The 25,981-nt window shown below is 46.1% G+C and carries 24 protein-coding genes; 2 read left to right on the top strand and 22 right to left on the bottom strand.

Annotated elements, in window-relative coordinates:
• Positions 1-181 precede the first annotated feature (181 nt).
• The 10 genes from PQG66_RS21360 to PQG66_RS21315 form a co-directional block, all read right to left on the bottom strand.
• Positions 182-1,084 (bottom strand): carbohydrate ABC transporter permease, encoded by a 903-nt coding sequence (locus PQG66_RS21360; protein WP_272039840.1) that lies wholly within the window; start codon positions 1,082-1,084, stop codon positions 182-184.
• A gap of 14 nt (positions 1,085-1,098) precedes the next feature.
• Positions 1,099-2,082, bottom strand: coding sequence for an ABC transporter permease (locus tag PQG66_RS21355; protein WP_272039839.1), 984 nt, complete (start codon positions 2,080-2,082; stop codon positions 1,099-1,101).
• Positions 2,083-2,386: 304 nt separating this feature from the next.
• Entirely contained in the window at positions 2,387-5,410 is a 3,024-nt protein-coding gene (locus PQG66_RS21350) for a glycoside hydrolase family 2 protein (RefSeq protein WP_272039838.1), read from the bottom strand.
• Between the two features lie 158 nt (positions 5,411-5,568).
• Positions 5,569-7,185 carry a response regulator transcription factor gene (locus PQG66_RS21345; RefSeq protein ID WP_272039837.1) on the bottom strand — a complete coding sequence of 539 codons (1,617 nt, stop codon included), beginning with the start codon at positions 7,183-7,185 and terminating at the stop codon, positions 5,569-5,571.
• Complete coding sequence (locus PQG66_RS21340; RefSeq protein WP_272039836.1) at positions 7,178-8,968, bottom strand: sensor histidine kinase; 1,791 nt, start codon at positions 8,966-8,968, stop codon at positions 7,178-7,180. Before PQG66_RS21340 ends, PQG66_RS21345 begins: the two co-directional genes overlap by 8 nt.
• 276 nt (positions 8,969-9,244) lie before the next feature.
• Positions 9,245-9,667, bottom strand: coding sequence for an OsmC family protein (locus tag PQG66_RS21335; RefSeq protein ID WP_272039835.1), 423 nt, complete (start codon positions 9,665-9,667; stop codon positions 9,245-9,247).
• Positions 9,668-9,908: 241 nt separating this feature from the next.
• Positions 9,909-10,655: an amino acid ABC transporter ATP-binding protein gene (locus PQG66_RS21330; protein ID WP_272039834.1), complete on the bottom strand. Its 747-nt coding sequence runs from the start codon at positions 10,653-10,655 to the stop codon at positions 9,909-9,911.
• A gap of 15 nt (positions 10,656-10,670) precedes the next feature.
• Positions 10,671-11,315, bottom strand: a complete 645-nt coding sequence (locus tag PQG66_RS21325; RefSeq protein ID WP_272039833.1) for an amino acid ABC transporter permease — start codon at positions 11,313-11,315, stop codon at positions 10,671-10,673.
• Positions 11,316-11,346: 31 nt separating this feature from the next.
• On the bottom strand, positions 11,347-12,207 hold the full coding sequence (locus PQG66_RS21320; RefSeq protein WP_272039832.1) for a substrate-binding periplasmic protein: 861 nt from the start codon (positions 12,205-12,207) through the stop codon (positions 11,347-11,349).
• Between the two features lie 144 nt (positions 12,208-12,351).
• Positions 12,352-12,984: a TetR/AcrR family transcriptional regulator gene (locus tag PQG66_RS21315; protein ID WP_272039831.1), complete on the bottom strand. Its 633-nt coding sequence runs from the start codon at positions 12,982-12,984 to the stop codon at positions 12,352-12,354.
• Positions 12,985-13,203: 219 nt separating this feature from the next.
• On the opposite strand from PQG66_RS21315, the gene bacA reads away from it, so the two are divergent.
• Positions 13,204-14,013 carry an undecaprenyl-diphosphate phosphatase gene (bacA, locus tag PQG66_RS21310; protein WP_272039830.1) on the top strand — a complete coding sequence of 270 codons (810 nt, stop codon included), beginning with the start codon at positions 13,204-13,206 and terminating at the stop codon, positions 14,011-14,013.
• A gap of 207 nt (positions 14,014-14,220) precedes the next feature.
• Here bacA and PQG66_RS21305 read toward each other — a convergent pair whose 3' ends face one another.
• The 5 genes from PQG66_RS21305 to PQG66_RS21285 form a co-directional block, all read right to left on the bottom strand.
• A complete protein-coding gene (locus PQG66_RS21305) occupies positions 14,221-14,547 on the bottom strand; it encodes a thioredoxin family protein (protein WP_272039829.1) in 327 nt (108 codons plus the stop codon).
• Between the two features lie 126 nt (positions 14,548-14,673).
• Positions 14,674-15,582, bottom strand: a complete 909-nt coding sequence (locus tag PQG66_RS21300; protein ID WP_272039828.1) for an aldo/keto reductase — start codon at positions 15,580-15,582, stop codon at positions 14,674-14,676.
• Positions 15,583-15,750: 168 nt separating this feature from the next.
• Positions 15,751-15,930, bottom strand: a complete 180-nt coding sequence (locus tag PQG66_RS21295; protein WP_272039956.1) for a hypothetical protein — start codon at positions 15,928-15,930, stop codon at positions 15,751-15,753.
• 280 nt (positions 15,931-16,210) lie between these two features.
• Positions 16,211-16,954, bottom strand: a complete 744-nt coding sequence (gpmA, locus tag PQG66_RS21290; protein ID WP_272039827.1) for a 2,3-diphosphoglycerate-dependent phosphoglycerate mutase — start codon at positions 16,952-16,954, stop codon at positions 16,211-16,213.
• Between the two features lie 148 nt (positions 16,955-17,102).
• Positions 17,103-17,657 carry a DUF420 domain-containing protein gene (locus PQG66_RS21285; RefSeq protein WP_272039954.1) on the bottom strand — a complete coding sequence of 185 codons (555 nt, stop codon included), beginning with the start codon at positions 17,655-17,657 and terminating at the stop codon, positions 17,103-17,105.
• Positions 17,658-18,066: 409 nt separating this feature from the next.
• Between PQG66_RS21285 and PQG66_RS21280 the strand changes: the two genes are divergently transcribed.
• Positions 18,067-19,248 carry a cation:proton antiporter gene (locus tag PQG66_RS21280; protein WP_272039826.1) on the top strand — a complete coding sequence of 394 codons (1,182 nt, stop codon included), beginning with the start codon at positions 18,067-18,069 and terminating at the stop codon, positions 19,246-19,248.
• A gap of 358 nt (positions 19,249-19,606) precedes the next feature.
• On the opposite strand, the gene PQG66_RS21275 is transcribed toward PQG66_RS21280, so the two are convergent.
• The 7 genes from PQG66_RS21275 to PQG66_RS21245 form a co-directional block, all read right to left on the bottom strand.
• Complete coding sequence (locus tag PQG66_RS21275) at positions 19,607-20,092, bottom strand: DedA family protein (protein WP_272039825.1); 486 nt, start codon at positions 20,090-20,092, stop codon at positions 19,607-19,609.
• Between the two features lie 13 nt (positions 20,093-20,105).
• Positions 20,106-20,651, bottom strand: coding sequence for a CDP-diacylglycerol--serine O-phosphatidyltransferase (gene pssA / locus PQG66_RS21270; protein WP_272039824.1), 546 nt, complete (start codon positions 20,649-20,651; stop codon positions 20,106-20,108).
• A 21-nt stretch (positions 20,652-20,672) separates the two neighbouring features.
• Complete coding sequence (locus PQG66_RS21265) at positions 20,673-22,415, bottom strand: sensor histidine kinase (protein WP_272039823.1); 1,743 nt, start codon at positions 22,413-22,415, stop codon at positions 20,673-20,675.
• Between the two features lie 17 nt (positions 22,416-22,432).
• Positions 22,433-23,113 (bottom strand): response regulator transcription factor, encoded by a 681-nt coding sequence (locus PQG66_RS21260; protein WP_272039822.1) that lies wholly within the window; start codon positions 23,111-23,113, stop codon positions 22,433-22,435.
• Between the two features lie 292 nt (positions 23,114-23,405).
• Positions 23,406-24,218 (bottom strand): bifunctional hydroxymethylpyrimidine kinase/phosphomethylpyrimidine kinase, encoded by an 813-nt coding sequence (gene thiD / locus PQG66_RS21255; RefSeq protein ID WP_272039821.1) that lies wholly within the window; start codon positions 24,216-24,218, stop codon positions 23,406-23,408.
• A 116-nt stretch (positions 24,219-24,334) separates the two neighbouring features.
• Positions 24,335-25,042 carry an ABC transporter permease gene (locus tag PQG66_RS21250; RefSeq protein WP_272039820.1) on the bottom strand — a complete coding sequence of 236 codons (708 nt, stop codon included), beginning with the start codon at positions 25,040-25,042 and terminating at the stop codon, positions 24,335-24,337.
• Complete coding sequence (locus tag PQG66_RS21245) at positions 25,035-25,958, bottom strand: ABC transporter ATP-binding protein (protein WP_272039819.1); 924 nt, start codon at positions 25,956-25,958, stop codon at positions 25,035-25,037. The genes PQG66_RS21250 and PQG66_RS21245 overlap by 8 nt, the downstream gene beginning before the upstream one ends.
• Between the last annotated feature and the right edge of the window lie 23 nt (positions 25,959-25,981).

Raw genomic sequence — 25,981 nt, 5'->3', positions numbered from 1 at the left:
ATGTCTGTCTAGTAGGGAACTGATTGTTCCTCTCTATAGCTTCATGAATATTCGCTGCCGCTGGCACTGACGCAGTCATACCAAGGTATCGGCAGATCGAATATTCCGAGCTTCTTATATAAGTACACCATTATAGGGGGTTCGTCTATTATTAGGCCAGTCTTTACATCTGAGCGAAGGTCTATGCTTTTACGGCTCCAAGCGTCATACCACCAACAAAGTACTTCTGCAGGAACGGATAGACGATAAGAATCGGGACGGTTACTACGATGGTAATGGCCATTTTAATGGATTCGGGTGATATCTGTGCCATCTGCTGCGCCATATCATTCGCATTTCGCCCGGCCCCAGAGCCTTGTTGTGTACTTTGCAGTACCTTCATCAGCTCGTATTGTAACGTTGTCAGATGAGCCTTCGAGCCGTTATAGAGGTACGTATCAAACCACGCATTCCACTGACCTACAGCCAAGAACAGAGCAATCGTTGCGAGTACCGGCTTACACAAGGGCAAAATGATACGGTAATAAATGGTGAAATCATTCGCACCGTCCAGCTTGGCCGATTCCTGCAAGGCATACGGCAGACCATCAATGAATGAACGGATGATAAATACGTTCCACGCACTGATCATACCAGGCAATACATATACCCAGAATGTACCGATCAGGTTCAGGTCACGCATCAGGATATATACTGGAATCAGACCACCCGAGAAATACATGGTCAGCGCCAGAGTTGTGGATACAAACTTTCGAAGACCAAAATCAGGTCGACTTAGTGTAAAAGCAATCATTGAAGAACTGATCAGACCAAGCAGTGTACCTACGAGCGTACGCATAATGGAGATTTTCAGACCTTGCAGCAAACCTTCATATTGAAAGATCGTCTGGTAGTTCTGCAATGTAAACTCACGAGGCCATAAGTAAATTCCACCGCGTACCGTATCTGCTGAGTTATTAAGCGAGATCGCCAGTACGTTAAGGAATGGGTAGAGTGTTACAATCAGCACCATGGTCATTGCGAGGATATTGAATATATCGAACAGTTTATCGCCCCGTGTAGCATTGAATGTTTTGTTCGCCATAATGTCTCCCCTCCCTACATGATGCTTTCTTTAGTGAATTTTTTGAACAAACCATTGGCAGTAAACAGAAGGATGATACTCACCACGGAGTTGAAAATACCTATCGCTGTACCATACGAGAATCGGCCCATATTCAAACCGTAATTGAGGGCATAGAGATCAAGAACTTCCGAGTAATCCAAGACCAGACTGTTCTGCAGCAAAAATTGTTTCTCAAAGCCAATACTGATCAGATGTCCGATGGACATAATGAACAATACCGAGATTGTTGTCCGGATTCCCGGTAACGTGATATGCCACATTTGTCTGAATCGGTTGGCACCATCTACACGAGAAGCCTCGTATAACTCTTGGTCAATACCTGTGATTGCCGCCAGATAGATGATTGCGTTCCAGCCTGTTTCTTTCCACATATCTGAAGCGGTTACAATGTACCAGAACAGGTTTCCTTTCGCCATGAACTGAATCGGCTGGTCAATAATATTGAGTCCGATCAACAGATCATTAACAATTCCGCCATCCGTTGACAGCATCTTGGTAATAATCCCCGCAACAACGACCCAAGAGACAAAGTGAGGAAGGTACGAGACGGTCTGCACAGCCCGCTTGAAAAACATGCCTTTCATTTCGTTCAGAAGGATGGCAAAAAATATCGGTACGACAAAACCAACAATCAGTCCCATCAAACTCATCGCAAGTGTATTTCGAAGCACCAGATAGAAACGGTCATCACTGAACAATTCTACGAAGTGTTTAAAACCAACCCATTCTTGTTCACCGAACGATCTGGCCGGTTTGTAGTTTTGAAAAGCCATCGTCCATCCCCATAGCGGCAGATAGTTGAATACAAAAACCCAAGCGACGAATGGCAATGACATAAGATAAAGGTACTTCTGCTGCTTCATTCTGTCCCAAATTCCGTTCCGCCGTTTTTTCACTGGCAGTTTGGGGTCACTGCTTCTTTTTGCGGAAGCGGATTTATTTGTTAGCGTTTCCATCTACGTTCCCCCTCCTCTGTATTTATAAAATAATCATAAGCGATAGAGCGTTTTCAAAATACCATCTGGATTTTAGAGAAAATCATATAAAAATTAGAGATTTCCCACTAAAATCAGACATTGATCCGTTAAAATTAGAGATACCCTCACACTTACGTTAATGCGTACATTCTAGATAAGAGTATTTTTATCTTTATAAGGATGCATCCGAAAACGTTTTATAGAAATCGTTTACTTCTCCTTTTGAACATCAAAATGAACATAAAAAAAGAGACCTTTGCAGGTCTCTCGGTCATCTCTTAAGTCATAACGTAAATTGAATAGGCTGAAGTTTGAACATCCCCAGCAGCTCAGCTACTGTGATGGTGCTCTCCGGCTGAAATTGTTCTCCGCAGACATAGGACAGCATCTCTTGAAATAGATAAGCAGCCTCCGGGCGCTTCATTAAAGCTGTGTCTGTAAAAGGAAAGGAGGATACCAGAAGCCGCCCTTTCCCTGCTCTTGCTTCAAACACATAAGCGAGCCGCTTCGCACGGTGAAAATGATCTACCACTTCAATCAGCGGTGTCACGTCCTGCACCGTATCCAGACATATGGCCGGCGTGCCGTTGACAAGATGATACCAGTGCCAATCTGAAGCGCAATCCTGCGGGAAATCTCCGAGAAAGGCAGCTTCTTCCTCCATCTGCATGCCCATCGTAGCTCCTGTCTGAGTCGCAAACATCAGGTAATTCCAGAACACAGGCAGGTATTTCGTTTCTACAGGATCGTACAGATCCGTTGCAGATGGATGAAGCCATACACGGCCACCGTTCAAGAGATAATCCAGTACATTGGAAGTTAATGACTTCACAATCAACAAGTCATGGTCACCTTGCTTTAACAATCGGAAACCATCGACATGGTCTACACGGTCCTCATGCGATTGTACCAGCAGGGGCTGTAATTCCTTAACGGTATTCCAGATACGTTTCATATCTGCACGACGTTCACTATTCATTTTCATCAGCGGAAAAGACCAACCATACCAGTAATTGCGAGCTATCGTGACGGTTGCCAAACGATTGGAGGAATGGACAATGGAATGTGCGGAGTCCTCTCTTGCCCTACGGCAGCGTAGCTCTGCTTCCACTCGAAAAGCAGTTGCCCCTCCGATAGGTGCGCTCACCTTCACACTTCCCAGAGACATGACGGAACCGCATGGAATGTCCTCACAGTTCCAAGTTCCTTCACTAAGTATGTGTTCATCTGTAACCGTAACCATTCTCCAATGGACAGTAACATCCTCTAGTCTCTTTTTCCCATAGTGGGAACCAATCACATCTATTTCGATCATTTCCCCAGCATAGTACGTACGTGCTTTGGAGGATAGCAGAACAACCACGTCCATATTGAACTGTTTCACTTCATCCGGTGTAGTGATGCCTTTATCATCCCAAAATACGTCCAGAAAACCAGTAGTAGCGTGCCCCTGTCCAGGGAAGTCACGGATATCAAGTAACTGGATACCTGCTGCATCTGGCGTGCGTCTTACTCGCTCCATAGCTTCCTTCAGTGACCTCATCAGATGGATGCCTGTTGCGTGTTGATATCGCTCCAACTTCCCCATCATCCCTTTACGCATGAGCGACTCTTCAATAGACTCTAACCACGTCGGACGTAGGACGCCCGTATACTTCTCACGTTCCTGGGGACGTACATACATTGTAAACTGCGCATGTTCATGACCGATTACCGGTTGGGATGCAAGACGTGTAACCGCCTGATAATTCAGCGTCGTATCCGGCATAGCGGCCAGAACAGACTCAAGCGGCGGGTGCCAGTTGAATGATTGAATATAATAATCGGTCTCTCTACCCTGAGCCGGAAGTTGCCCAAACCCCGTGTTATCCGTATACAACCTGGAGGGGTCTTTCTCCCTTGCTCTCTCGATCAGCGCATTGAGTTCGGGATGTCCGTTTGCACCAATTAACTCATTGCCAAGTGAGAACAGGACAAAGGACGGGTGACGATGCAGTGTCTCGAGCAACCGATCCAGCTCCTGTGTCAGATACGTCCGTATCTCAACTGGTGCGGGCACATCCTGTTGCTCAAAAAAACGCGACCAATGCGGGAGTTCTGCCTGAACAAGCATACCTTCTTCATCCGCCGCTTCCCAGAACGGTTCCGGCGGACTCCACCCATGCAATCGCACATGGTTAAATCCATAAGATTTGGCTATGCGGAACTGTCTCACATAATGGTCGTAATCCCAAACCGGATAACCCGTAAGCGGAAAGATACAACAATCCACATATCCGCGCAGGAACACCGGTGTTCCGTTCAGGACAAGCTGTTTCCCGTTTGCCGCAAAAGAACGCATACCGAACCGCTGCTCCACCTGATCAAGCTCCTGTTCGCCCTCCTGTAGACGGACCACCGCCCGATATAAAGCAGGATTCTCATCGCTCCACTCTACAATCACGTGCTCGTCACCTAGAGCAATCGAACATAATGCCATATACACTTCTCGGTCCGCACGGCTACTCCCATCAACATTAACTTCAGTGTCGAGGTCGATCTGGTTCTGGTCCAAATCTATTTCACAGGACTGGCGTTTGAGCCATGTACCATCTGGATGTTGAATATCAATCAGCAACTGTAACGGTGAAGCTGAGAATGCAACGGGAGTGCTCACCGCGCACTGAACCGTAATCGTTCCACTGCCCATATCAGGTTCGATACGCACGTTATGCACTCGCTGTAATGGAAGCATCTCCAGTAAAGCGCCCCCAGTAATACCACCCCAAGCCGTAGCAGTATGTAAAGAGTGAATGTGACTTCCAGCAAGAGGCAGTTTCATCGTATTATCGACCAAAATCTCTACACGATTGCTCTCTCCTGGTATTACCCAAGGCGTCACATCCCACGTCTGTTCAGTTAGCAGACTATCCCTTACTCCCGCTTCATTCCCATTGAACCAGAGCCTGGATGTCCAGCGTACCCCTCTCAGTCTGAATACATAGTTTGCCTGCTGTGCATTAGAAGGGACATCAATGTCCTGGGCATACCACGCTAAGCCCTCATACTCACGTACTTTGGTCCATGTATCGATTCTGGCATACCCCGGCGCCTGTCCATATCCTTGTTCTTCCCATGACCCGGGAACTTGAATGGTGTTCCATGAGGCATCGCCCCGATGCGGAGGATTCTTTTGTTCCTTATTTCTCTGTTCCCCTGATTCCCCAGCCGGGCCAGCCAACTGAAACTGCCAGGTTCCGTTCAAATTCATCGTGCCGCGTACAGCCATTACATCAGACTGATTCATATCCTGTAACCATCCCTTCATCTGGACTCTTGTACTTGGTACAATCAGTCTACAGTGCGAGACGTTGAGAAGCCATTGCTTATTACGGGAAGTACATGGACTATATTATGATGAACCCCTGATCACACATCATACCAATTATACTCATCAATAATCATCATACTTGTAGCCGCTCTTCATTATTCTTCATCACTCATGGCCGCTCTCGGCTGAGTTGTTCCTCTAACTTGAGATTGGGATCTAGCTTGTTTATAGGCCGAAGGGGATTCACCCACATATTTTTTGAATTTTCCATGGAAGTAGTCCACATTGGCATAACCTACTCTGGATGCTACCTGATGAACCTTCAACCCTTCATCCAGCAGCTCCTTTGCTTTCTCGATCCGAACCTTATCCAGAAAAGCATTAAATGACTCGCCGGTGTGATTCTTGAACAATTTACCCAGATAACTGCTGTTGTAATTAAACACCTCGGCTAGAACCTCCAGCTTCAGATTCTCCCCTGGATTACGCTGAATGAATTCAATCATCTGTTTCATCACGGTATCCGTGCTACCGCCACCCATTCGTTGAATCAGACGATTCAAGTGATCTGCTGCCATCGCTTTCAGATCAGCCATCGTGAATTGATGATATACCTCATTAATCAGCACCGAGTGCTCCTGCATAATGGATTCCATATGCTGATTGGCTGCAGCAAGTTTGTTGAAGGCAAGGGATAGCACTTGCGAGAATGCAGTCTTGATCGCTTGCTCTGTCCAGTGATATGGGATGAGGCGTTCCTCCATCTCCCCCAGTACACGCATGACCGATTCACTACTGCGAATATCCAAGGCATAATACAGCTTGTCCGCCAGTTCAACTTCGTCCGGCTCCAGTGTTCCGTCCACTTCACTTGCCATACCTTCTCCTTGCGTAAGGGAAGGAGTAAAGCGGTCTTCATCCCAACGTTTAATCCGGTGCTCTGTGAATAGAAACCGTTCCGCAAGAAGGCTGCTCGCCTGTGTATAGGATCTCGCAATATCTGCTGTAGAATGGACCGGTTCTCCAGCAGCTGCGAACATCTGCACGTTCCATTCTGCGAGTAACGCCTGCAATTCATCGTAGAGGCTCTGCGCAGAGGTATTCTGGGTAATGGTTTCTTTGATTAATAGGCCCAAGCCGGAATGAAATGAAAATACGATGCCTCTTTCCTTCTGATCAAATGCTTCAATCAGCTTGCGCTTCATCTCATTTCCACGTTGCAGATCGAGTGCTGCATGAATCTCCAGCAAAACCACCTGATATTGTGGCCAGTGAAGACCAAGACTGTCTTCTTCGTTACTCCCGTTGCCTTGAAGCGAGTCATACAGGAGCATCTCAATCTGATGTTCCCTGTAGGCTGTATCATCACTGGCGTAGCGTGCATGCGTCTCTCGTTCCTGATGAAGCTGCACTGCAATGCGCTCCAGTTCAGCAATAATCTCCTCTTCGTCTACCGGCTTCAGCAGGTAACCATCGACGCCAAAGCTAATTGCTTTTTTAGCGTAATCAAAGTCAGCGTAACCGCTCAAAATTAGGAAATGTGCATCCGGTTCATGCTGGCGGATCTCTTCAATCACCTCCAGGCCAGTCATGCCTGGCATCCGTATATCAATAATGGTCAGATCTGGCTTCAACTCGTTGTAACAGGCGATGGCCTCGCGGCCGCTCCCTGCTGTAGCCACCACCTGAAAGCTGTATTTTTCCCAATCGATAATCGTGGTCAGTCCCTCGCGAATGCTGGGTTCATCATCGACCAACAATACTTTATACATGCTGGTTCCCTCCTGCTGGCAAGGTGAAAGAAACCTCGGTTCCTTCCCCGTACACACTGTTAATCTGTAGCCCGGCATTTTCCCCATATGTCAACGTTAAACGCTGATGCACATTGCGCATTCCGATTCGGCTCTTTTCCTCTTCCTCGGGGCCGCTGACAAACTGAATGACCTCGGCAAGCCGTTCTGGCGTGATCCCTGCTCCATCATCCTTCACTTGAACCTGAACCATGCCTTCTTTTATCCCAATGTGAACGCATACCCGCACGGTTCCCTCTTTGTTTTCCAATCCGTGCACAATCGCGTTCTCCACAATCGGCTGAATAATTAGCGGTGGGATATACATCCGCTCCACCTCAGGGTCCAGATGAATATCAAACGCCAGCCTATCACCGTACCTGAATTTCTGAATCTCCAAATAGGAACGTACCATCTCGAGTTCGGCTCCGAATGTTGTTTTACGGCTGCCAATCTCCAGACTTTTTCGCATCAGCTTGCCCAGAAGCCTGACGATATTCGCAATCTCGGCTTCCCCCTTGATATGAGCCTTCATGCGAATGGATTCTAAGGCATTAAATAAAAAATGGGGATTAATCTGACTAGCCATCATTTTCAGTTTAATCTCTTTTTGGGCGATTTCCAATTGGTTGTTCTGTTCTGTCGTTTCAACCACCCGGGTCATCAACTCATTGATGCTCTTCACCATGTAATTGAACTGGCGTGACAATTGTCCGATTTCATCATTTCCATCGATACGCGAAGTCACATTCAAGTCCCCCAGAGCCAGCTTGTTCAGATGTTTACTGAGCCGAAGCAAACGGTTCGAGGTGAGAAAAGATATGATATACACCAGAAGTAGCGCAATCACGAGTACCAAGGTAATAAACAACATGCCGATCTGACTAATCTGGTTAGCATCCTTCACGATATTTTTGGTAGCAAACACCGAGATAACTTTCAGTTTGTTAAAGCTCGACCCCGGCCCGAGTTCATCAATTACAATATTGGAGGGTTCCCCCTGAAAATCCGCTTCGATCGTACCTTTCGGTTGACTCTGAAGATCTACTCCAAAATTAAGCTCGTCCAATGTTTTACCGACCAAATCGGTATTCTTGGCTGCAACAACATAACCCTGCTCATCCGTAATTAGCGTTTCAAACTGCTCTTGACGCAGCAAGCCGTTGAGTTCTTCCTGATTGATCACAATCATCAGTACCCCTTCGGTCTTATATTCGGCAAACGGAATCTTACGTACCAGACTGAGCCGGTGAACCGGATTGTCTTCGTTGCCAGGGATATAGAACCAGCCAATGCTCGTTGTTTTCAGCGCTTCTTTATACCAGTAACTCTCTTTGGTCTTCTCGTTGACCGGAATGAATTCTAGATTATTAATCAGTGTCGGATTGGTTGAGTAAAAACGAATCCCAGCTATCTCTCGATACAGTCGTCGATACTCTTGAAAATCTTTGTACGCGAGGTAAGCTGAAGTCAGCTCCACCACACTTTTATAACGCCGATTCACAATCTCCTTCAGATCGTTGTTAAACATGAGCAGATTGGAAATATCCGTAGGCACACGTAACATGGTTGCTGTCTGGCTTTTGATTTTATCCACATTAATGACCGTTTGGCCGATCGCATTATCCAGTGCCTGCTGACGAAAATAACTCGTGACTGCAAGACCGATAATCAGCACAGGTATCATAACAACAAGCACATAGGAAATCAGTAATTTATGCTTTAATTTCAGATCATTCGTCATTCGAATCAGCCGTTTTAACATTACTGCACCTTCCATCTCCAGTATAAGCGCTTACATGATTGGTTCATCTGAAGCATATCAGAGGCGAGTCACACTCACCTGCGAATCCATCATAACACATAAACTCCATATTCAATCTGACATTAACATAGAGATATGGATTGGACTTTTAAAGAGCAATAGTGTTGTCATCACATAAAATAGAGATACACCAAAAAAGCACTCCCTGTTGGGAAGTGCTTTTGCGTTGAATGAATAGGTTTATGAGGCTGTTAGATCTCAAGGTGAATCTTCATGTTAAGGACGTGGTGTACTTACGCCATTCAAAATAAGCTTCGGATGAATGTCTGCGCTCAGTGATGCCGAAACTGCGCAATACTTCTCTTCTGCCATCTGAATGGCCTTCCAGATCCGATAATCCGGAATGTCACCATCTACTTTAAATATCAGATCGATGGATGTAAAACCTTTGGGCATCTCTTCACTACGTGTGCCTTGTGCTTCAATCTCAATCGAATCGATCTTGTCCAGAAAGGCATCCAGGATCATGGTAATGTCGATCCCCATGCAACCACCAAGTCCAGCTAGCAGCAGTTCCATTGGTGTTGCTCCCTGGCTGTCACCGCCATACGCCGCTGTGGCATCCATGCCTACTGCATATCCCGAAGGTCCTTCGGAGGTAAACGCACGTTTGCCTTTCCATACTGTAGTTACATTCATGATGTTATCCTTCTTTCTCTAAAATGTTTACACATACACTTCGATGACAGAATAGCCTTCCTATCGCTGTTATCCCCAGATTTTTTTGATTCCCTTTCTTTAAAAGGAAAATCCGGTGATAAGCGTATGCTTCCGATGTAGCTTTCTTTCAGAAAGCTTTCAGAACGCTTCGCTTCTTCAGGCTTTTTCTGTCCTCTCCGTTAAAGTGTAAAAAAATGTTCAAAAGTTATTTAGAAGTAGCCTAAAATTCGGTAATCTGCCGTAGGAACTGGCGAGTACGTTCTTGTTCCGGATGTTCGAAAAAGACTTCCGGGCTTGCCGTCTCCACGATGGTACCATCCGCCATAAAAACAATTTTGTTAGCTACATGACGAGCAAACTTCAGTTCATGGGTTACAACCAGCATTGTCATACCTTCTTGCGCCAGCTCTTTCATAACTGACAGCACCTCTCCCACCAGTTCGGGGTCGAGAGCTGAGGTCGGTTCGTCAAACAGCATCACTTCTGGCTCCATCGCTAGTGCCCTCGCAATAGCTACGCGCTGCTGCTGTCCGCCGGATAAACGGGAGGGATACGCATCCTGCTTATCCGACAGACCGACACGGTCCAGTAAAAGCCGTCCACGTTCGGCGGCTTCGTCCCGCTTTATTTTTTTCACAGTCACAAGGCCTTCCATGATATTGCCAAGCACGGTCTTATGCGGATACAGGTTGAACTGCTGGAACACCATCCCCGTCTGGCGACGAATCTCCATCACGCGGGCACGCTGAACACGCAGCGGATCTGCACTGTTCACTACAACACCGTTCACTTCAATCTGTCCGCCGGATAATTGTTCAAGTCCGTTGAGACAGCGCAGTAGTGTACTTTTGCCTGAGCCGCTGGGACCTAGTAATACAACGATATCTCTCGCATCTACATGCATATCAATATGGGTCAGCACTTCATGATTTTGGAACCGTTTGGTCAGTCCAGTTGTTGTAATCATCGGTTCTCTCCCCCCTTAGTAAGCCCGGGCCAGCCGGCGCTCCACTTGTTCCAGAATGGCTGAGAAGCCGATGCTCATGATCCAGTAAATCACACCGATGGCCAGATAGAACGGCATGTTCAGCGCATACTGGGATACCAGGAGCTGTGCGGAACGCAGTAACTCCGTGACGCCAATAGCAGCCACCAACGATGTTTCCTTGAGCATGCCGATAAAGGTATTACCCATCGGTGGAATGGCGATACGAACAGCCTGTGGAAAAATGATACGTCTCATCGCCTGTACCGGAGTCATCCCTGTAGCGTATGCCGCTTCCATCTGCCCTTTGGGCACCGCTTGAATCGCACCGCGGAACGTTTCCGACAGGAAGGCTCCAGCGTTCAGACTAAGACCAAGACAAGCAGCCGTTAGAGATCCTAAGGTTACGCCATAATCAACAAGCCCGTAATAGATAACGAATAATTGCACCAGCAGCGGGGTTCCCCGCATGATGGATACGTAAAATCTGGCGATCAGCCTTAACCACATCGGCCCTTTAAGTCTAGCAATGGCTACAAAAAGCCCGATGATAAAGGCAAAAAACATGGAGATCACCGTAACATAGAGCGTATAGTAAGCCCCCTTCAGAAAGAAGGGGATGTTCTCGAATACCAGTTCCATGGATCAAACTTCCCTTCGCCTTGCCAGTTCATTATTGCGCAGGCTCTTCACCAAACCATTTTTTGAAAATGGTATTGTACGTGCCGTCATCCTTCATGCCTTTCAGTGCATCGTTCAGTGCAGCGACAAGCTCAGGGTTATCCTTACGCACCGCGATACCTGCCTGGTCACTTTTGATCGCTTCACCTACAGCTTTAATTTTGAATCCGTTGGCATCTACAATCGGTTTCAGGGCATACAAGTTGTTGATCGTTGCATCGATTCGGCCTGCGTTCAGATCCTTCAAGGATGAGATCACATCATCGTACGTTTTGATTGTGAAATCTCCGACTTGAGGCAACACTTCATTACGCAAATAGCTCTCATCGTTCGTACCCAAACCTACACCAATCGTTTTGCCTTTGAAATCTTCCAGCTTAGTAATATCGTTATTTTCTTCTCTGACAATGATTTTAACCTGGTTCGTAATGTACGGATCACTAAAATCCAGCACTTTCTTACGATCATCCGTTATCGTCATCTGGCTGATAATCGCATCCAGTTTTTTCGCTTGCAGACTTGGTGTCAGACCGGAGAACTCCTGAGATACAAACTCAACCTCAACCCCGAGACGCTTCGCCACCTCACGCGCGATATCCGCATCGAATCCGTCCATTTCTTTCTGGTCATTCAGGAAGTTATAAGGACGATACGTACCCATCATGCCGACTTTCATTACACCTGCTGATTGGATCTGCTCCAACTCATTGCTACCAGACTGTGCTGCATTGTTCGTGTTACCATTTTCCTCCGCTGGCTTGCTGCCGCACGCACTTACTACAAGCACCACCATCAGCAAAATAGCCGTGAGAGACCACCCTTTGCGAATTTTAGTTCCATATGTGTTATTCATGACGTTAACTTCCTCTCATTCATCTTATGTTCTCTTGGTGATTCCATTATTCCCTGTGACTAGCTTAATCATGTGAAGAAATGAATAAATGTACTGCCTCTTTTCTCTGTTGGAAAAATAACGACACCGGCCTTTCCGTCATTTTTATGTACCGAGCAGGCCGTAAAACTCAAAGCTTGCTGCTTCGGCTGCCAGCTCAGCAGCTTTCATCTCGGGGAAACGGCTGTGCAAGGCATCAGAACCGAATAACCAGCGCGAGATCATACCCTCAATCATGCTTACAAGTAATGCTGCACGCAGTGGTACATTCATATCCGCTGGAAGCATTCCCAGTTCCATCGCGCGCTCCATGTTGTGACGGAACGCTATCTCCACCGCATTACGCGTTTCTTCAACCAGTCGCTGAACAGATTCCTCGGTCACAATCCCTTTAAGAAGTAACTCCATGAAATACCGGTTCTGTGCGGCAAAAGTAAACAAGTCCGTAAACAGCTTCTCGGTTGCCTTCACCATATCTTCAACGGAGCCAGCATCCTTCCGATATCCTTGACCTATAGATTCAAGTAACTGCTCTCTACCCGTTAACAAAATCTCGGAAGCTATCGCCTCTTTGCTCTTGAAGTGCCAGTAAAACGTTCCTTGGGCTACACCGGCTTCACGGACAATATCCGAAATTTTGGTTTGATGATAACCCTGGGTTGCGAATCGTTCCATCGCTATGCGGATGATCTGATCCCGGCGTTCTTCTCCCGGTTCCAAACCGTTGGTTTTAGCCATACGTTTAACCCTCCCGATTGATCAGTCAGTCAGTTGATTTATATCCTATGGGATAACTCGGTTTTTGTCAATATAGTTTTAAATCATAGGTTACAAGCATAGAGTTGAAGTGAGAGACATTTGTGAGCATAATAGAGGATAGTTTTGTTCCATAGAACAAACATCGTCATTGCAGGACAAGCCTTATGGTTGTCATCTGCACATCAAGGAGGAAGAAAATTGGACTTCATATCATCCATTATTATGGGCATCATCGAAGGTTTGACTGAGTTTTTGCCCGTGTCATCGACTGGACACATGATTCTGACAGCTCACTTGCTGGGTTTATCAGAGGACAACGAGTCAGTCAAAACGTTTGAGGTAGTTGTTCAGCTTGGTGCAGTACTTGCTGTTGTTGTACTGTACTGGAACAAATTCATCGATATGTTTCGTTTCACTGGAGGCAAAAGGCCGTATTCCCGCCGTCTCAATCTGGGACATATCTTTCTGGCAATGGTTCCTGCTGTCGTCATCGGACTTGTGTTCCGTGACTGGATCAAGGCACACTTGTTTGGTCCGCAAACCGTACTGTACAGCCTTGTAATTGGTGGTATATTGATGATCATAGCTGAACGTTGGAGCACCAAAAGCTCCCGCATTACAACGCATGATGTGGACGACATTACTTACAAACAGGCGTTAACTGTAGGTGTATTTCAGATTTTAGCGTTGTGGCCTGGCTTCTCCCGTTCCGGCTCTACCATCTCGGGCGGTCTGTTTGCCGGAGTTAGCCGGGTTGCAGCCGCAGAGTTCACTTTTCTTGTATCTGTGCCGATCATGATTGGCGCTACGGGATATGATCTGTACAAAAGCCTGGATCACCTGCAAAGCAGTGATTTCCTCATCTTTGCGATCGGGTTTATCGCTGCGTTCATCGTTGCCATGCTTGCCATTAAGACATTCCTGTCCATTTTGAAAAAATTGAGCTTGACCGTCTTTGCTGTGTACCGCTTTGTACTGGCAGCTGTATTTTTTATTATTTTGATGTAATGTCCTTATCGTCCTGTTCTTGTATTAAGTCGAAAAACAAACCCATAAAGGCGGTTCCACTTTCCCTACGGAAGCAGGACCGCCTTTATAATTGAATGCCCAATGTACATGCACGATTAGACTATCAAAGTCCAAAGAAATAGAACCCCTTAGCTTGTTCGATAACAAGTTAAGGGGTTCTATTTTCTATTATGAGATAGCTATTGTTTAAACTTTAGATTCAAGCGTCTCCAGGTACTCGGAGATTTGTGCAGGGGTTTTCGCCCATTTGCTATGCAGATGTGCAAGCTTTTTGCCGTTCTGGAATACGAGCAAGCTTGGAATTCCGCGTACACCGTTCTCCTCCGCAAAGGGTTGGAACTCTTCTGCATCCAGCGCATAAAAAGATTTATCCGTATGCTGATCGATGACATCTCCGATAAAACGATCTAGATTTTTGCAGTCCGGGCACCAAGTTGTATCAAATTTAATGACCGTCAAACCGTCGGAGTTAATCAGGTCTTGGTATTGTTGCGCACTTTGTATTCTTTCCATGTAGGCTCTCTCCTTAGTATTCTTCGTTGTGATGTTGTTTAGCTTGTTCCTTAGTAAAGGTTGTGTAGCTGTTGCTTGACTATATTGTACCTCATGTAGTTACATTTGAAAATAGGTCTGACGTTTTCAGCGATGCTGCGTGTAACGGTTAGCCGGGCTATGCTCTCGAATAGCTTGAATCTCGGCAGCCGTGAGTGGAGTTGATGCTGCTGCGGCAATATTATGCAGCAACTGCGTACTGGAACTTGCCCCGGGCACGACTGCGGCGACTGCCGGGTGTGCAAGTGCATACCGGATGGCTGTCTGTGCCATACTGCGATCCTCCGTGACCAGTTCAGCCAGCCCTTGGCGGATGTGATTCAGCTGTTCTGGCGTATAATCCAAATATCCTTTGTTCGCCTTCGCCGTTCCCGATTCTGCCAGTACCCCACTGGCAACCGGACCACGAGCGATGACACTGATTTCTTTTTGCTCAAGTAAAGGTAATACTTCCTCCTCGGCTCTGCGATCCACCACACTGTATTGATTCATAACACTTACAATGGATGACTTCTCTACATATTGCCGAATGACATTCGGGCGAATGGAGGAGATGCCATAATATCGAATGAGCCCCTCTTGCTTTAACTCCTCGAATGCTTCAATCGTCTCCTCCATTGGATCATCAAGTGTGCCTCCATGCAGCTGGTACAGATCAATGTAATCCGTCTGCAACCGCTTGAGACTTTCATGCACAGCCTGTTTGATATAAGCTTTGGATGGGTCCCACGACCAGCCTTCTTTGCCAGCAATACGACGATTCCCTACCTTGGTAGCTAGTACGACCTGAGCGCGGCGGCCTTGGATTGCTTGTCCAACGATCTCTTCATTCTGGCCTGCATCGTACAGATCCGCTGTATCGAGCAAATTCACACCATGGTCCAGCGCTTCATGAATCAGTCTCACAGCAGATTGCCTGTCCGTTCCAAGCGACATACAGCCCAATCCGATCTCACCCACCATTAATTCGGATGTGCCCAAACGATTTTGTTTCATAAGGTGCATCTCCCTCCATACGTTCTGCAAGTATCCATTGTATCATTCTTCTTCACAAAAATCGCTTATGACCCTCCTGGCTCACCCCAGTCTACAAAACAAAAACCTGGAACTATCGCCCCAGGTCTTCTCGCTATCCACATGATGCTTATATGAACTTTAATGTTCTCAATACTTCCACTCGTTATTGTTAACTTCTACACGAGGTCTGGCAGTCCGAGCGGATGAACCGTTCTTTTTCACCATATTCGACACGGTGTTGATCACTTTATCTCGGGCCTGTTTATTCCTCATCAGATACGTTACGCCGGCTCCAATCGCCGTTATGAGCAATTTACGTTTTGACATGTAACTCTCCTCCTTATGGATTCATGTACATTGCGTCTTGCTTGAGTTTTACCCGATTTAGAGCAAACGAAACGGTATCCAGGCTTTACTTTATGAAAATAACATGTCTCATTTCAGGCACCAGCCCTCTCCAGGATATCAGGACAGATTAAAAAAAGATGATCATCGAATGACATCGACAATCATCTAGCTCTTGGCTATTATGCTCAAAAGTATCTGCTTGTATGATCTTCATTAGCTCAACCAGCTTGGATGAGGACGGGGATTGTTGCCCTGTGCATCAATCGGTTGGTCTGGCTACATGTCTCATCTCTTCATGTTGGTACGTGGAGCCATCGGCGGTCAGATAAAAATGACCGGTCGGGTGTAGCTCTTCGTTCAACTCATAGACAAGCGGAATGCCTGTCGGGATGTTGAGCGCCATCACGTCTGCTTCGGACAACTGGTCCAGATGCATGACAAGTGAACGGAGCGTATTGCCATGCGCAGAGATCAGCACTCTTTTTCCAGCCGACACCTTTGGTTTGATTTCTGCCTCCCAGTACTCGAGAACCCGCTTGGAAGTATCCATCAAATTCTCTGTGCGTGGAATGGTACATCCAAGACGTCTGTACTTGTCCAGATCCTGAACATATCTGTCATCGTTCTCATCTAGGGCGGGCGGTGAGACGTGAATGGAGCGTCTCCATTCATGGACCTGCTCTTCACCGTACTTCACAGCGGTCTCCTGCTTGTTTAGTCCTTGCAGTGCACCATAGTGGCGCTCATTTAACTTCCACGTTTTCTCAATCGGAATCCACATCAGGTCCATCTCATCGAGTGCTATATCCAGTGTACGAATGGAACGTTTAAGTACCGAAGCGTAGGCGCAGTCAAAATCAAACCCTTGCTCTTTCAGGATTTTGCCAGCCTTACGTGCTTCTCCATATCCATCCTCGGTCAGATCCACGTCTGTCCAACCGGTGAACCGGTTTTCCACGTTCCACATGCTCTGCCCATGGCGAATCAACACTATTCTGTACATCACGTGAACCCTCCTTCACTAGATACATTACCCGCTGATCCCTTAAACTGATACATCAACAGTAGATGCGTCATTAGTGAATGCCGTTCTGTTCAAACATGATTCATCCCATACTTTGTTAATCTAATGAATTACATTTTGAAGTGCATTAATAATACGGTGCCATCATGAGATACACGACTACACCCGTAGAGCTGACATACAACCAGATCGGCATGGTCCAGCGTGCAATTTTACGGTGCTTCTGCAACTGGTTGGTCCAGCCCCACACTAGCGTGAATAATGCCAGTGGTACAATCAGCGCTGCCAAAATGCTGTGCGTGATCAGAATAAAGAAATAGATGGAACGAACGATGCCTTCGCCGCCAAACTTAGACGTTTCCGGGGAGAGGTAGTGGAACGTCAGATACGTCACCAGGAACAACAGCGTGGTTGAAAATGCCGCTAGAATAAAGCGTTTGTGCAACTTAACATTACGTTTGATGATCGCAATCAGAGCTGCAAGCAAGAAGATAAAGGTAAAGCTGTTAAATACGGCATTAAAACGTGGCAGCACTGTAATGTCGAACGTAACATCACCTTTGTAACCGATCGACGGTGCGAAAAACAACAATAAGATGATAACGTTAGCAAGAATGGAGATGGTGATAATGATACCTGCGAAATTTTTATTACTGGTTGGGGTCGTCTGATTAGATGACATGTTCAGATCCCCTCTTTCCTTTTTAGCCAATGAAAAATCCTCCTCATATCCTACTTTCTGTGTTCTATATCATTATATCTCGGCAATTCAGGGCTGTTAAGTGACAACACTCTGAACAAAAAAAGCAGTCTTTACGTATAAATGCCCGTTTGAAGCACTTTTCATGCCTCTTCATCCAAGTGCGATTTTACCCAAGTCCCGGATTGTGTTATAATGGTTGCACTTAATTACATACGCGTCGAACTATGGAGGAGCCTGTCACCAAGGGCCCCTCTTTGTCTTTTTCAGGCATGGAACGGTAACCTGTTATCGTTTCATGCCTTTTGTTTGTTTTAAGGCTGAAGCGGGGATGCTTTCCCTTGAAATGGTTATTCTAAGTTATGCGCGATCAGAGGAGGAGAAACCATCAGTGGAATTCATGTTAGTTCTTGCCCTTATATTGATCTTTACCAAACTCGCCGGTGATCTGTCTGTCAGATTAGGCCAGCCTTCGGTACTGGGGAAACTCATCGTGGGCGTTATTCTTGGACCTGCCCTGCTTGGCTGGGTAGACAAAAGTGATTTTGTGCATTATATGGCCGAGATCGGGGTCTTATTGCTTATGTTTATCGCAGGTCTCGAAACCGACCTGGACCAATTAAAGAAAAACTGGAAATCCGCCTTCGCGGTGGCTGTCGGGGGTATCATTTTACCGTTTATCGGAGGATATGGATCAGCTATTGCTTTCGGTATGTCGCAGACTCATGCCCTGTTCTTCGGTCTATTATTCTGTGCAACATCAGTCAGCATCTCGGTGCAAACGCTGAAAGATATGAATCAACTCGGTTCACGTGAAGGTACGACCATTCTCGGAGCTGCTGTTGTGGATGACGTGCTGGTCGTAGTGCTGCTCGCTATCATGATGAGTGTCCTCGGAACAGGCGGCGGAGATGTCTCCATCGGATTGCTGATTGGTAAAAAGCTGTTGTTCTTTGTCATTATCATTGCAGCAGGCTGGCTACTCGTACCACGTATTATGAAATGGATGGCTCCTCTGCGTGTGACGGAGACCGTTATAACTGCAGGTTTGATAATCTGCTTTGGATTCTCTTATTTTGCAGAGTGGATGGGTGTTGCAGGCATCATCGGTGCATTTGCCGCGGGTATCGCTATATCTCAGACAGACTTCAAACAAGAAGTTGAGCATAAGGTGGAGCCGATTGCTTACAGCATTTTCGTACCGGTATTCTTTGTCAGCATCGGGCTGAATGTCACTTTTGAGGGTGTCGGCTCCCAGCTTGGACTGATTGTTGTCATCAGCATCGTTGCCATTATAACCAAGATGCTTGGCGGAGGGCTTGGTGCACGCTTAACCGGATTTGATCGTTCCTCTTCTATTGCGATCGGCGCTGGTATGATCTCCAGAGGGGAAGTTGCCCTCATCATCGCCTCAACCGGACTAGCATCCGGCTTGCTTGATCAGGAGTATTTTACGAGTGTTGTCATTATGGTGATTGTCACCACACTGGTCACACCGCCGCTGCTCAAAATCACCTTTGCTCGTAAAAAGGGAGAACAGCGTGTAGAACGTGCCATTGAGGAGTCCCATTAGAACAGGTGAGATGAAGGTGCGTTCACATCAACTCGTACAATATCAAACCTACGTTTATACAAACATGTGATAAATGAAAATGAATATATAAATGCGTCTGTATGTTGACTAACGATCTCAGGGAGCCCCATGCCGGTCATGCTCTGGGATCGTTAGCATATCAGACATCAGGCGGATCAACTCTCGTATACATAACTGTAAGCGAACATCAGAAAGTTAGAATGATAGTTTTTCCTATTTGGCTCTAATCTCCTAGACACAGCAAAAAAAGACCACCTTACAAACAAAGAGGTCTTCAATTTCAAGTTGTATTATTCAGTTTTCCTGAGTTTATTGCCTGCTTGAAGGTTGTCCCCCTCTAGGTTAATACCCCCACATAGAACCCAATCGAGATAAACACAACACACCAGACAAAAGCGCCGATGCCTGAAACAAGAATGTATCTGCTCATCGCCATGCGACTCATACCCGAGAAACAACACATCAGATTACGAACACCTGGAATGAAGTAACCGAGGATAATAGACCACGATCCATATTTCATAAACCACGACTCCACCCTACTGAATCGTTTGGCATTTATACCGATCCATTTGCCATATTTGTTAAAAAGGGGCCTTCCCGCTTTTCTGCCGATCGTATAACTTAGTAGTCCTCCCGTAAATGCCCCGCCAAAGCATACAACAATAGACACACAATAATTCAGAACCGAGATGGAGGCAAGATAACCGACAAAGGTCATCAACACCTCATCCGGAATGGGCATTCCAACAACACCAAGAGCGAGTAATCCGTAAATAGCAAAATATCCATACTGACTAATAACTTCTTTAGCTAATTCCATACTGACTCGCTCCTTATTTCGGTTCCACGATATCCTTCTCATGAGAAGGCAAGATTTGTTTCAGTGAAGGGAAACGGATTTGACTCACCATGAGACCGGATAATACAACAATAACAAGATAGGCTACAGCATGATTAAAATAAGGGCTCCATAATGCGAAGAAGGACATGAGTCCACCCGCAAAAGTAATCGGCATACCGACAAAACCACTCACTGATGTTTTCTGACAGTTATAACGCGCCAGACGGAGAGCCCCGCACACTGGGAACAGTGCTGTCAGAGTCATACCCAGCATGCCCACCTCAGTCATCGAATTGAGGTACAAAATCAGCACAGGAGCCGTACCGAAGGAAACCACATCGGCTAGTGAATCCAGCGCCTTGCCAAATTCTCCTTCGCAATGGAGCTTCCGTGCCGCATATCCATCAAATAGATCAAAAAACATCGCTACCCATATCATTGTCACAGCCAAGGCAAACTCCCCATGAATCGCCATAATGACCGCAAGCATCCCCGAACTCAAATTCCCCAACGTTAAAATGGATGGTAAAGACTTCATAAGATTTAACTTCCTTTCATACTAGGCTTTAGGAAATGTAATGTAAAAGCGTACGCCACCCGGTGTATTCTCCACCCCATAACCGCACCCGTGCAGATCCAGAATCTGCTTCGCAATGGCCAGGCCGAGCCCATTCCCTCCCATTTTGCGATTGCGCGAGCGCTCTACACGGTAGAACCTCTCCCATATATACTGTCGTTCTTCTTCCGCAATGTGTTCGCCTTTATTCTCAATGGTGACATGAACACAACCGTCGTGCCTACTAATCTCAATCATTATATCGGTTTGCGGAATCGCATGACGTATAGCATTCATCATAATATTGTAAAATACTTGCTCCAGCTTGCTTCGGTCTCCTTCAATGGTCTGCTCCGTTGTGGACACAAGCACTACTTCAAGTCCTTTATCTTTCAGCTGAGGCCCTAGACGCCCAGCAATATCCTCGATCATGTCCGCGAGAGCAATCGCTTCTGTATTCAGTTGAATCGCAGCAGACTCAAGTCGGACGAGATCAAGCATTTCTTCGACCATCTTCTCCATCTTGATGGCTTCGTCTACAATCACTTCAATGTAGCGTTCTCGCTTGTTTTCACTCACGCCGTCTTTTAACCCTTCAGAATATCCCTTAATAATACTGATTGGCGTCTTGAGTTCATGAGAAGCATCCGCAAAAAATTTACGCTGTCGTTGTTCAATCTGCTGCTTCAGTTCCATATCCTTACGCATCTGTTCATTGGCTTGCTTGAGTTCCTCCAGGGTCTGACCAAGTGTACCCGACAGAGCATTCAAACTGTCAGAAAGACTGCCGATCTCATCCTTGCGTCGAATCGGTGATTTCACTGTGAAATCAAGGGTCGACATCTTCTTGGCCACGTGATTCAACGTTAATAGCGGCTTAGTTATAATGCGGGACAAGAGCAACGTGAGCAACAGAATCAGCACAAATGCACCCATACCGAAGTATCCATAGAATAAACGAGTAGCTTCATTCGCCTCTCGCATCTCCTGCAACGAGGTAAGTGAGAAAATCAACTGTTGCTCCGCACCGGCACGTTGTACCGGAACAATAGTAATCACATTTCGAACACCGCTCCAGCTGTCCGTCCATTCTTCGTTGATCATTTTCCCATTCGCCAACGTCTGATGGTCTTCTTCTGACAATGGGAATCGACTCTCCAGAGCCTGGACAAGCAATCCTTGTCTCTGACTCCAGGTTGCAAGATCTGGAAGCACAACCTCCGTTAATACCCCGGTCCATTCCTGCACAGGAAGCAACGATTCCTGAAATGTCTCCGTCCCCCATGCGGTGGAATTCGTATCCTGAATCTTAAATGGATACACCATAGGTTCTGATTGATCCAAGTCACTGGAGGGACCTTTCACGGTGAGCTTTTGCCCGAATTTCAGATTTGACCTGATCCAGCCTGCGTTCTCACTATTTATAAAGAGAGAAAGGGATACTTTCACGCGTTTGCCATTCTCTTGAAGAAGTGTAATATGGAATGGATCATCCACCAGCTTACCCGTATTAGTCAAAATGACGAGATGTGACTGATTTTGACGCATAAAACTACCTGTTTCCTTGGCAAGCTGCAAATCACTCCAGTGATTCGCAGAATAGTGTTCTTCAAACTTGGACAATTTCTTTTTTATACTCGTAATTTTCTGATGCTGATAGAAATCGGGGAACCAGATCAGTTGGGCAAGCATTGTTGTTCCGTACAACAAAAGCAGGAATCCGGCCATGACCAGAAACAGTTTCATTGTTACGCCATTTCTTCTCATATTTCCGCCTCAAAACGATATCCTGTACCAATGACGGTGCGAATGCACTTCGCTTCTTCCCCCAGTTTACTGCGTAGCTTTTTGATATGGGTATCCACCACACGAGAATCACCTTCAAAATCAAATCCCCATACCCGGTTTAATATCGCTTCTCGGGATAAGACGATATCCGCATTTCGAGCAAGGTAGAGAAGCAGATCATATTCTTTGGGTGCAAGCTCCACTTCAGCCCCGCTTCTTTCCAGCCGTCTAGCCCAAGGATCAAGCGTAAGTTCGCCAAAACGAATCACACTTTGGTCTCTTCCAATTGCACCTTCTACTCGTTTCATCAACGTTTCAGCCCGAGCAACCAGAACTCGCGGACTGAACGGTTTGGTAACATAATCATCCACACCTAATTGAAACCCGTGAATCTTATCATCATCCTCAGACTTTGCCGTGAGCATGATAATAGGTACGGTGGAAGTGGAACGAATATGACCGCATAATGTCCATCCATCCATTTCAGGCATCAATACATCCAGAATGACCAGATCTACCTGATGCACAGCCAGTTGCTCTAACGCCTGTACCCCATTTTCGGCTTCAATGACATTCCATTGTTCTTTTATAAAATAATCGGCCACTATCTCACGAATGCGGCTTTCATCTTCTACCAGAAGCACGGTTCTGATCATGACCGACTCTCCTTCTTCATTTCTAAAAATAACATATCTGTTTCATGTGTCGTTCATGTGTCCGAATAAATCCATATTAATCCAGTTTGTTTGAGAGTTGCTTCATCTTATATACGATTGGCATATACCAAAAGTTACTATTTCCTTTTAAAAGGGCACAAAAAAGAAGCAGCCAACAAGCCAGGCGCTGTTTGTTGACCGCTTCTAGATGATATAGGAATGTACTTATCCAGATCATTCGCTAAGATGCGGGATCTGTCGTTGACGGATGCCCTGCATCTCACCCCATGTATTAACGTTGATGTTCTAAACGGTGTGCAATATGCAACGTCGGACCAACGAAACGGTTCAACGGAAAGCCGCCGGCAATCGCTTTGGTCACAAAAGCTTTCCCTTCACGCACAGCCTCTTTTACAGACAAGCCACGAGCCAAACCAGCCGTAACCGCAGCGGATGTTGTACATCCTGCACCATGGGTGTACCCTGAGCCGACCACATCAGCCTCGAACCAATCATAATTTTTCCCGTCATAGAGCAAATCCATCGCTTTACCCGGGTTAATTACACCACGATCTTTGATCAGGACATGCTTAGCACCATGCGCATGAATGGTGGCTGCAGCAGATTCCATCTGTTCCTTGGAACGAATCGGACCACTCTTCGCGAGCTGGGAAGCTTCAAACAGGTTTGGTGTCACCAGATCAGCACCTGGTAGCAAAAATTCGATCATTGCTTCCGTGTTTTCCGGCTGCAATACTTCATCTGTACCTTTGCAGACCATAACCGGATCGATAACGATCTGCGGCAGTCCACGACGGCGAATATGTTTTGCAACAAGCTCAATAATATCAACTGAACCAAGCATGCCTGTCTTCATAGCATCGAAACCAATTCCGTCCAGAACGGTGCGAAGCTGTGCTTCGACTACATTCAAATCTACAGGATAGACTTGGTGATCCCATGTTTCAGGTTCCATCGCAACAACCGTCGTCAATACGGTCATTCCATATACACCTAGTTCCTGGAAGGTTTTCAAATCCGCTTGAATACCTGCACCGCCGCTCGTATCTGAACCCGCGATGGTCAATGTTTTGGGAATCGTCATGGTCGTTCTAATCTCCTTCGTGTTTCAGTTGACATTATCCTATCCCTTGTACGTGCGGATGTCAATGGCATGTCAGCCCATGCGGAGCAAGGTTTTCATTAGAAAAGAACAGCTGTTTAATTCAGATCTTTGGTCTCCAGCCTTACCATAGAAAGTGCTGCAATCCATAGGCCCACTGCTCCCAAGGTTAACGGAATAATAATGATACTATTTACCGACATGGTCGGACCATTGGAACCGCTGAAACCCGAGCACACAATGAATACAAGCAAAACCGAAGCAACCATCGTTGCGGTCACGGAATGTTTGCGCATCCCGAAAAACAGTGGGATCAGAGACATTGCTGCAGCAGAGATTGAACTAATCGTATATTTGACCACCATCTGCCACAATACTTTGCTCTCCAGCGGGTCGGTGATAAAGCCATAGTATTGATTCACCACGAGCAGAAGCATCCCCATTAAAATATCCGTAACCATAATCATTGCAAAAGTGAAAACAAACACCAATATTAGCTTTGCAGCAATAATTTTATGACGCTTGATGGGGTAGGTAAACATAACATTCATCGTTTTGTCCCGGTACTCACTAATAATAAGTTTAGATATTAATACACCTGCAAATATAATAAAAACGGCTCGGGCAAACGTATCAATTAAAATAAATGAACCTTGATAATCTAGAAAAACAAAATCCTCCACTTCCTGATCCAGAAAAGCAATCATAATGAGAAAAAGAAGAATGCCGATCATGGCGATACCTGCACCTAAGAAATTCCGGGCAAACCGGTGCTTGCGCCACTCTAGTCGAATGAGTTTAAGCAACGTCATCATCCCCTTCCATCAGTCCCATAAAGTGCTCTTCCAACGAATGCGAACGTTTGGATATCGACTCCACAGCAACACCGTGCTGGATCAACTTGCTATTGAGATCAGAAGGTATAATACCCGGATCATAAATGCGGAGCATATGCTCATCAAACACCTTGTAATTGCTTAGATGCAGTACATGCTCCACAACATAGGCAGCCTTGCGAGGGTCCGCAGCCTGTATTTCAATATAATCGGTATGTCTGCCCCGAATGCTCTCCATGGAGACTTCTTCGATCAGTCTACCGCCGCGAATAACGCCAATAGTATCTGCAATCTGCTCAACTTCACCGAGAATGTGACTGGAAATTAGCAAGGTAATCCGATACTCTGTGCTTAATCGTTTGAAGAGATCACGCATCTCTTTGATACCGACCGGGTCCAGCCCGTTGATCGGCTCATCGAGAATTAATAACTCCGGTGTCGTTATAAGTGCGCGAGCCAGGCCAAGACGCTGTTTCATTCCCAGCGAGAAATCCTTCACAGGTTTCTTACCTGCATCCTTCAGTCCGACCATCTCCATATGTTTACCAATGACCTGCTTATTAGGAAATCCCATATACTCGCAGTGCAGGTCCAAGTTCTCCCAAGCGGATAATTTATCATAGAAAAAAGGATATTCAATGATGCTGCCCATACGCTTCAGTAGCTCATAAGAGTTCGGGTTAAGCTTCTCACCAAATAACTCGATCTCACCCACTGTAGGTTTAACCAGGTTAGTTAACATCTTCATCAATGTCGTTTTCCCTGCCCCGTTCGGACCCAAAAATCCATAAATTTCGCCCTGCTTAATATTCATATTAACGCCGGATACAACTTCTGTACCTTCATATACCTTGGTTAGATTTATGGTCCGTGCAATATAATTCATATGGCTATTCTCCTTTACATCCC

This window comes from Paenibacillus sp. JJ-100, assembly GCF_948329825.1.
GTDB lineage: Bacteria > Bacillota > Bacilli > Paenibacillales > Paenibacillaceae > Paenibacillus.
Note: the sequence above shows the minus strand (reverse complement) of the source record. Positions and strands in the feature narration are given on the sequence as shown.

Coding starts and splice junctions, on each gene's coding strand:
- PQG66_RS21360 (WP_272039840.1), bottom strand. CDS start 1,084: ATGGCGAACAAAACATTCAATGCTACACGGGGCGATAAACTGTTCGAT.
- PQG66_RS21355 (WP_272039839.1), bottom strand. CDS start 2,082: ATGGAAACGCTAACAAATAAATCCGCTTCCGCAAAAAGAAGCAGTGAC.
- PQG66_RS21350 (WP_272039838.1), bottom strand. CDS start 5,410: ATGAAGGGATGGTTACAGGATATGAATCAGTCTGATGTAATGGCTGTA.
- PQG66_RS21345 (WP_272039837.1), bottom strand. CDS start 7,185: ATGTATAAAGTATTGTTGGTCGATGATGAACCCAGCATTCGCGAGGGA.
- PQG66_RS21340 (WP_272039836.1), bottom strand. CDS start 8,968: ATGTTAAAACGGCTGATTCGAATGACGAATGATCTGAAATTAAAGCAT.
- PQG66_RS21335 (WP_272039835.1), bottom strand. CDS start 9,667: ATGAATGTAACTACAGTATGGAAAGGCAAACGTGCGTTTACCTCCGAA.
- PQG66_RS21330 (WP_272039834.1), bottom strand. CDS start 10,655: ATGATTACAACAACTGGACTGACCAAACGGTTCCAAAATCATGAAGTG.
- PQG66_RS21325 (WP_272039833.1), bottom strand. CDS start 11,315: ATGGAACTGGTATTCGAGAACATCCCCTTCTTTCTGAAGGGGGCTTAC.
- PQG66_RS21320 (WP_272039832.1), bottom strand. CDS start 12,207: ATGAATAACACATATGGAACTAAAATTCGCAAAGGGTGGTCTCTCACG.
- PQG66_RS21315 (WP_272039831.1), bottom strand. CDS start 12,984: ATGGCTAAAACCAACGGTTTGGAACCGGGAGAAGAACGCCGGGATCAG.
- PQG66_RS21305 (WP_272039829.1), bottom strand. CDS start 14,547: ATGGAAAGAATACAAAGTGCGCAACAATACCAAGACCTGATTAACTCC.
- PQG66_RS21300 (WP_272039828.1), bottom strand. CDS start 15,582: ATGAAACAAAATCGTTTGGGCACATCCGAATTAATGGTGGGTGAGATC.
- PQG66_RS21295 (WP_272039956.1), bottom strand. CDS start 15,930: ATGTCAAAACGTAAATTGCTCATAACGGCGATTGGAGCCGGCGTAACG.
- gpmA (WP_272039827.1), bottom strand. CDS start 16,954: ATGTACAGAATAGTGTTGATTCGCCATGGGCAGAGCATGTGGAACGTG.
- PQG66_RS21285 (WP_272039954.1), bottom strand. CDS start 17,657: ATGTCATCTAATCAGACGACCCCAACCAGTAATAAAAATTTCGCAGGT.
- PQG66_RS21275 (WP_272039825.1), bottom strand. CDS start 20,092: ATGGAATTAGCTAAAGAAGTTATTAGTCAGTATGGATATTTTGCTATT.
- pssA (WP_272039824.1), bottom strand. CDS start 20,651: ATGAAGTCTTTACCATCCATTTTAACGTTGGGGAATTTGAGTTCGGGG.
- PQG66_RS21265 (WP_272039823.1), bottom strand. CDS start 22,415: ATGAAACTGTTTCTGGTCATGGCCGGATTCCTGCTTTTGTTGTACGGA.
- PQG66_RS21260 (WP_272039822.1), bottom strand. CDS start 23,113: ATGATCAGAACCGTGCTTCTGGTAGAAGATGAAAGCCGCATTCGTGAG.
- thiD (WP_272039821.1), bottom strand. CDS start 24,218: ATGACGATTCCCAAAACATTGACCATCGCGGGTTCAGATACGAGCGGC.
- PQG66_RS21245 (WP_272039819.1), bottom strand. CDS start 25,958: ATGAATTATATTGCACGGACCATAAATCTAACCAAGGTATATGAAGGT.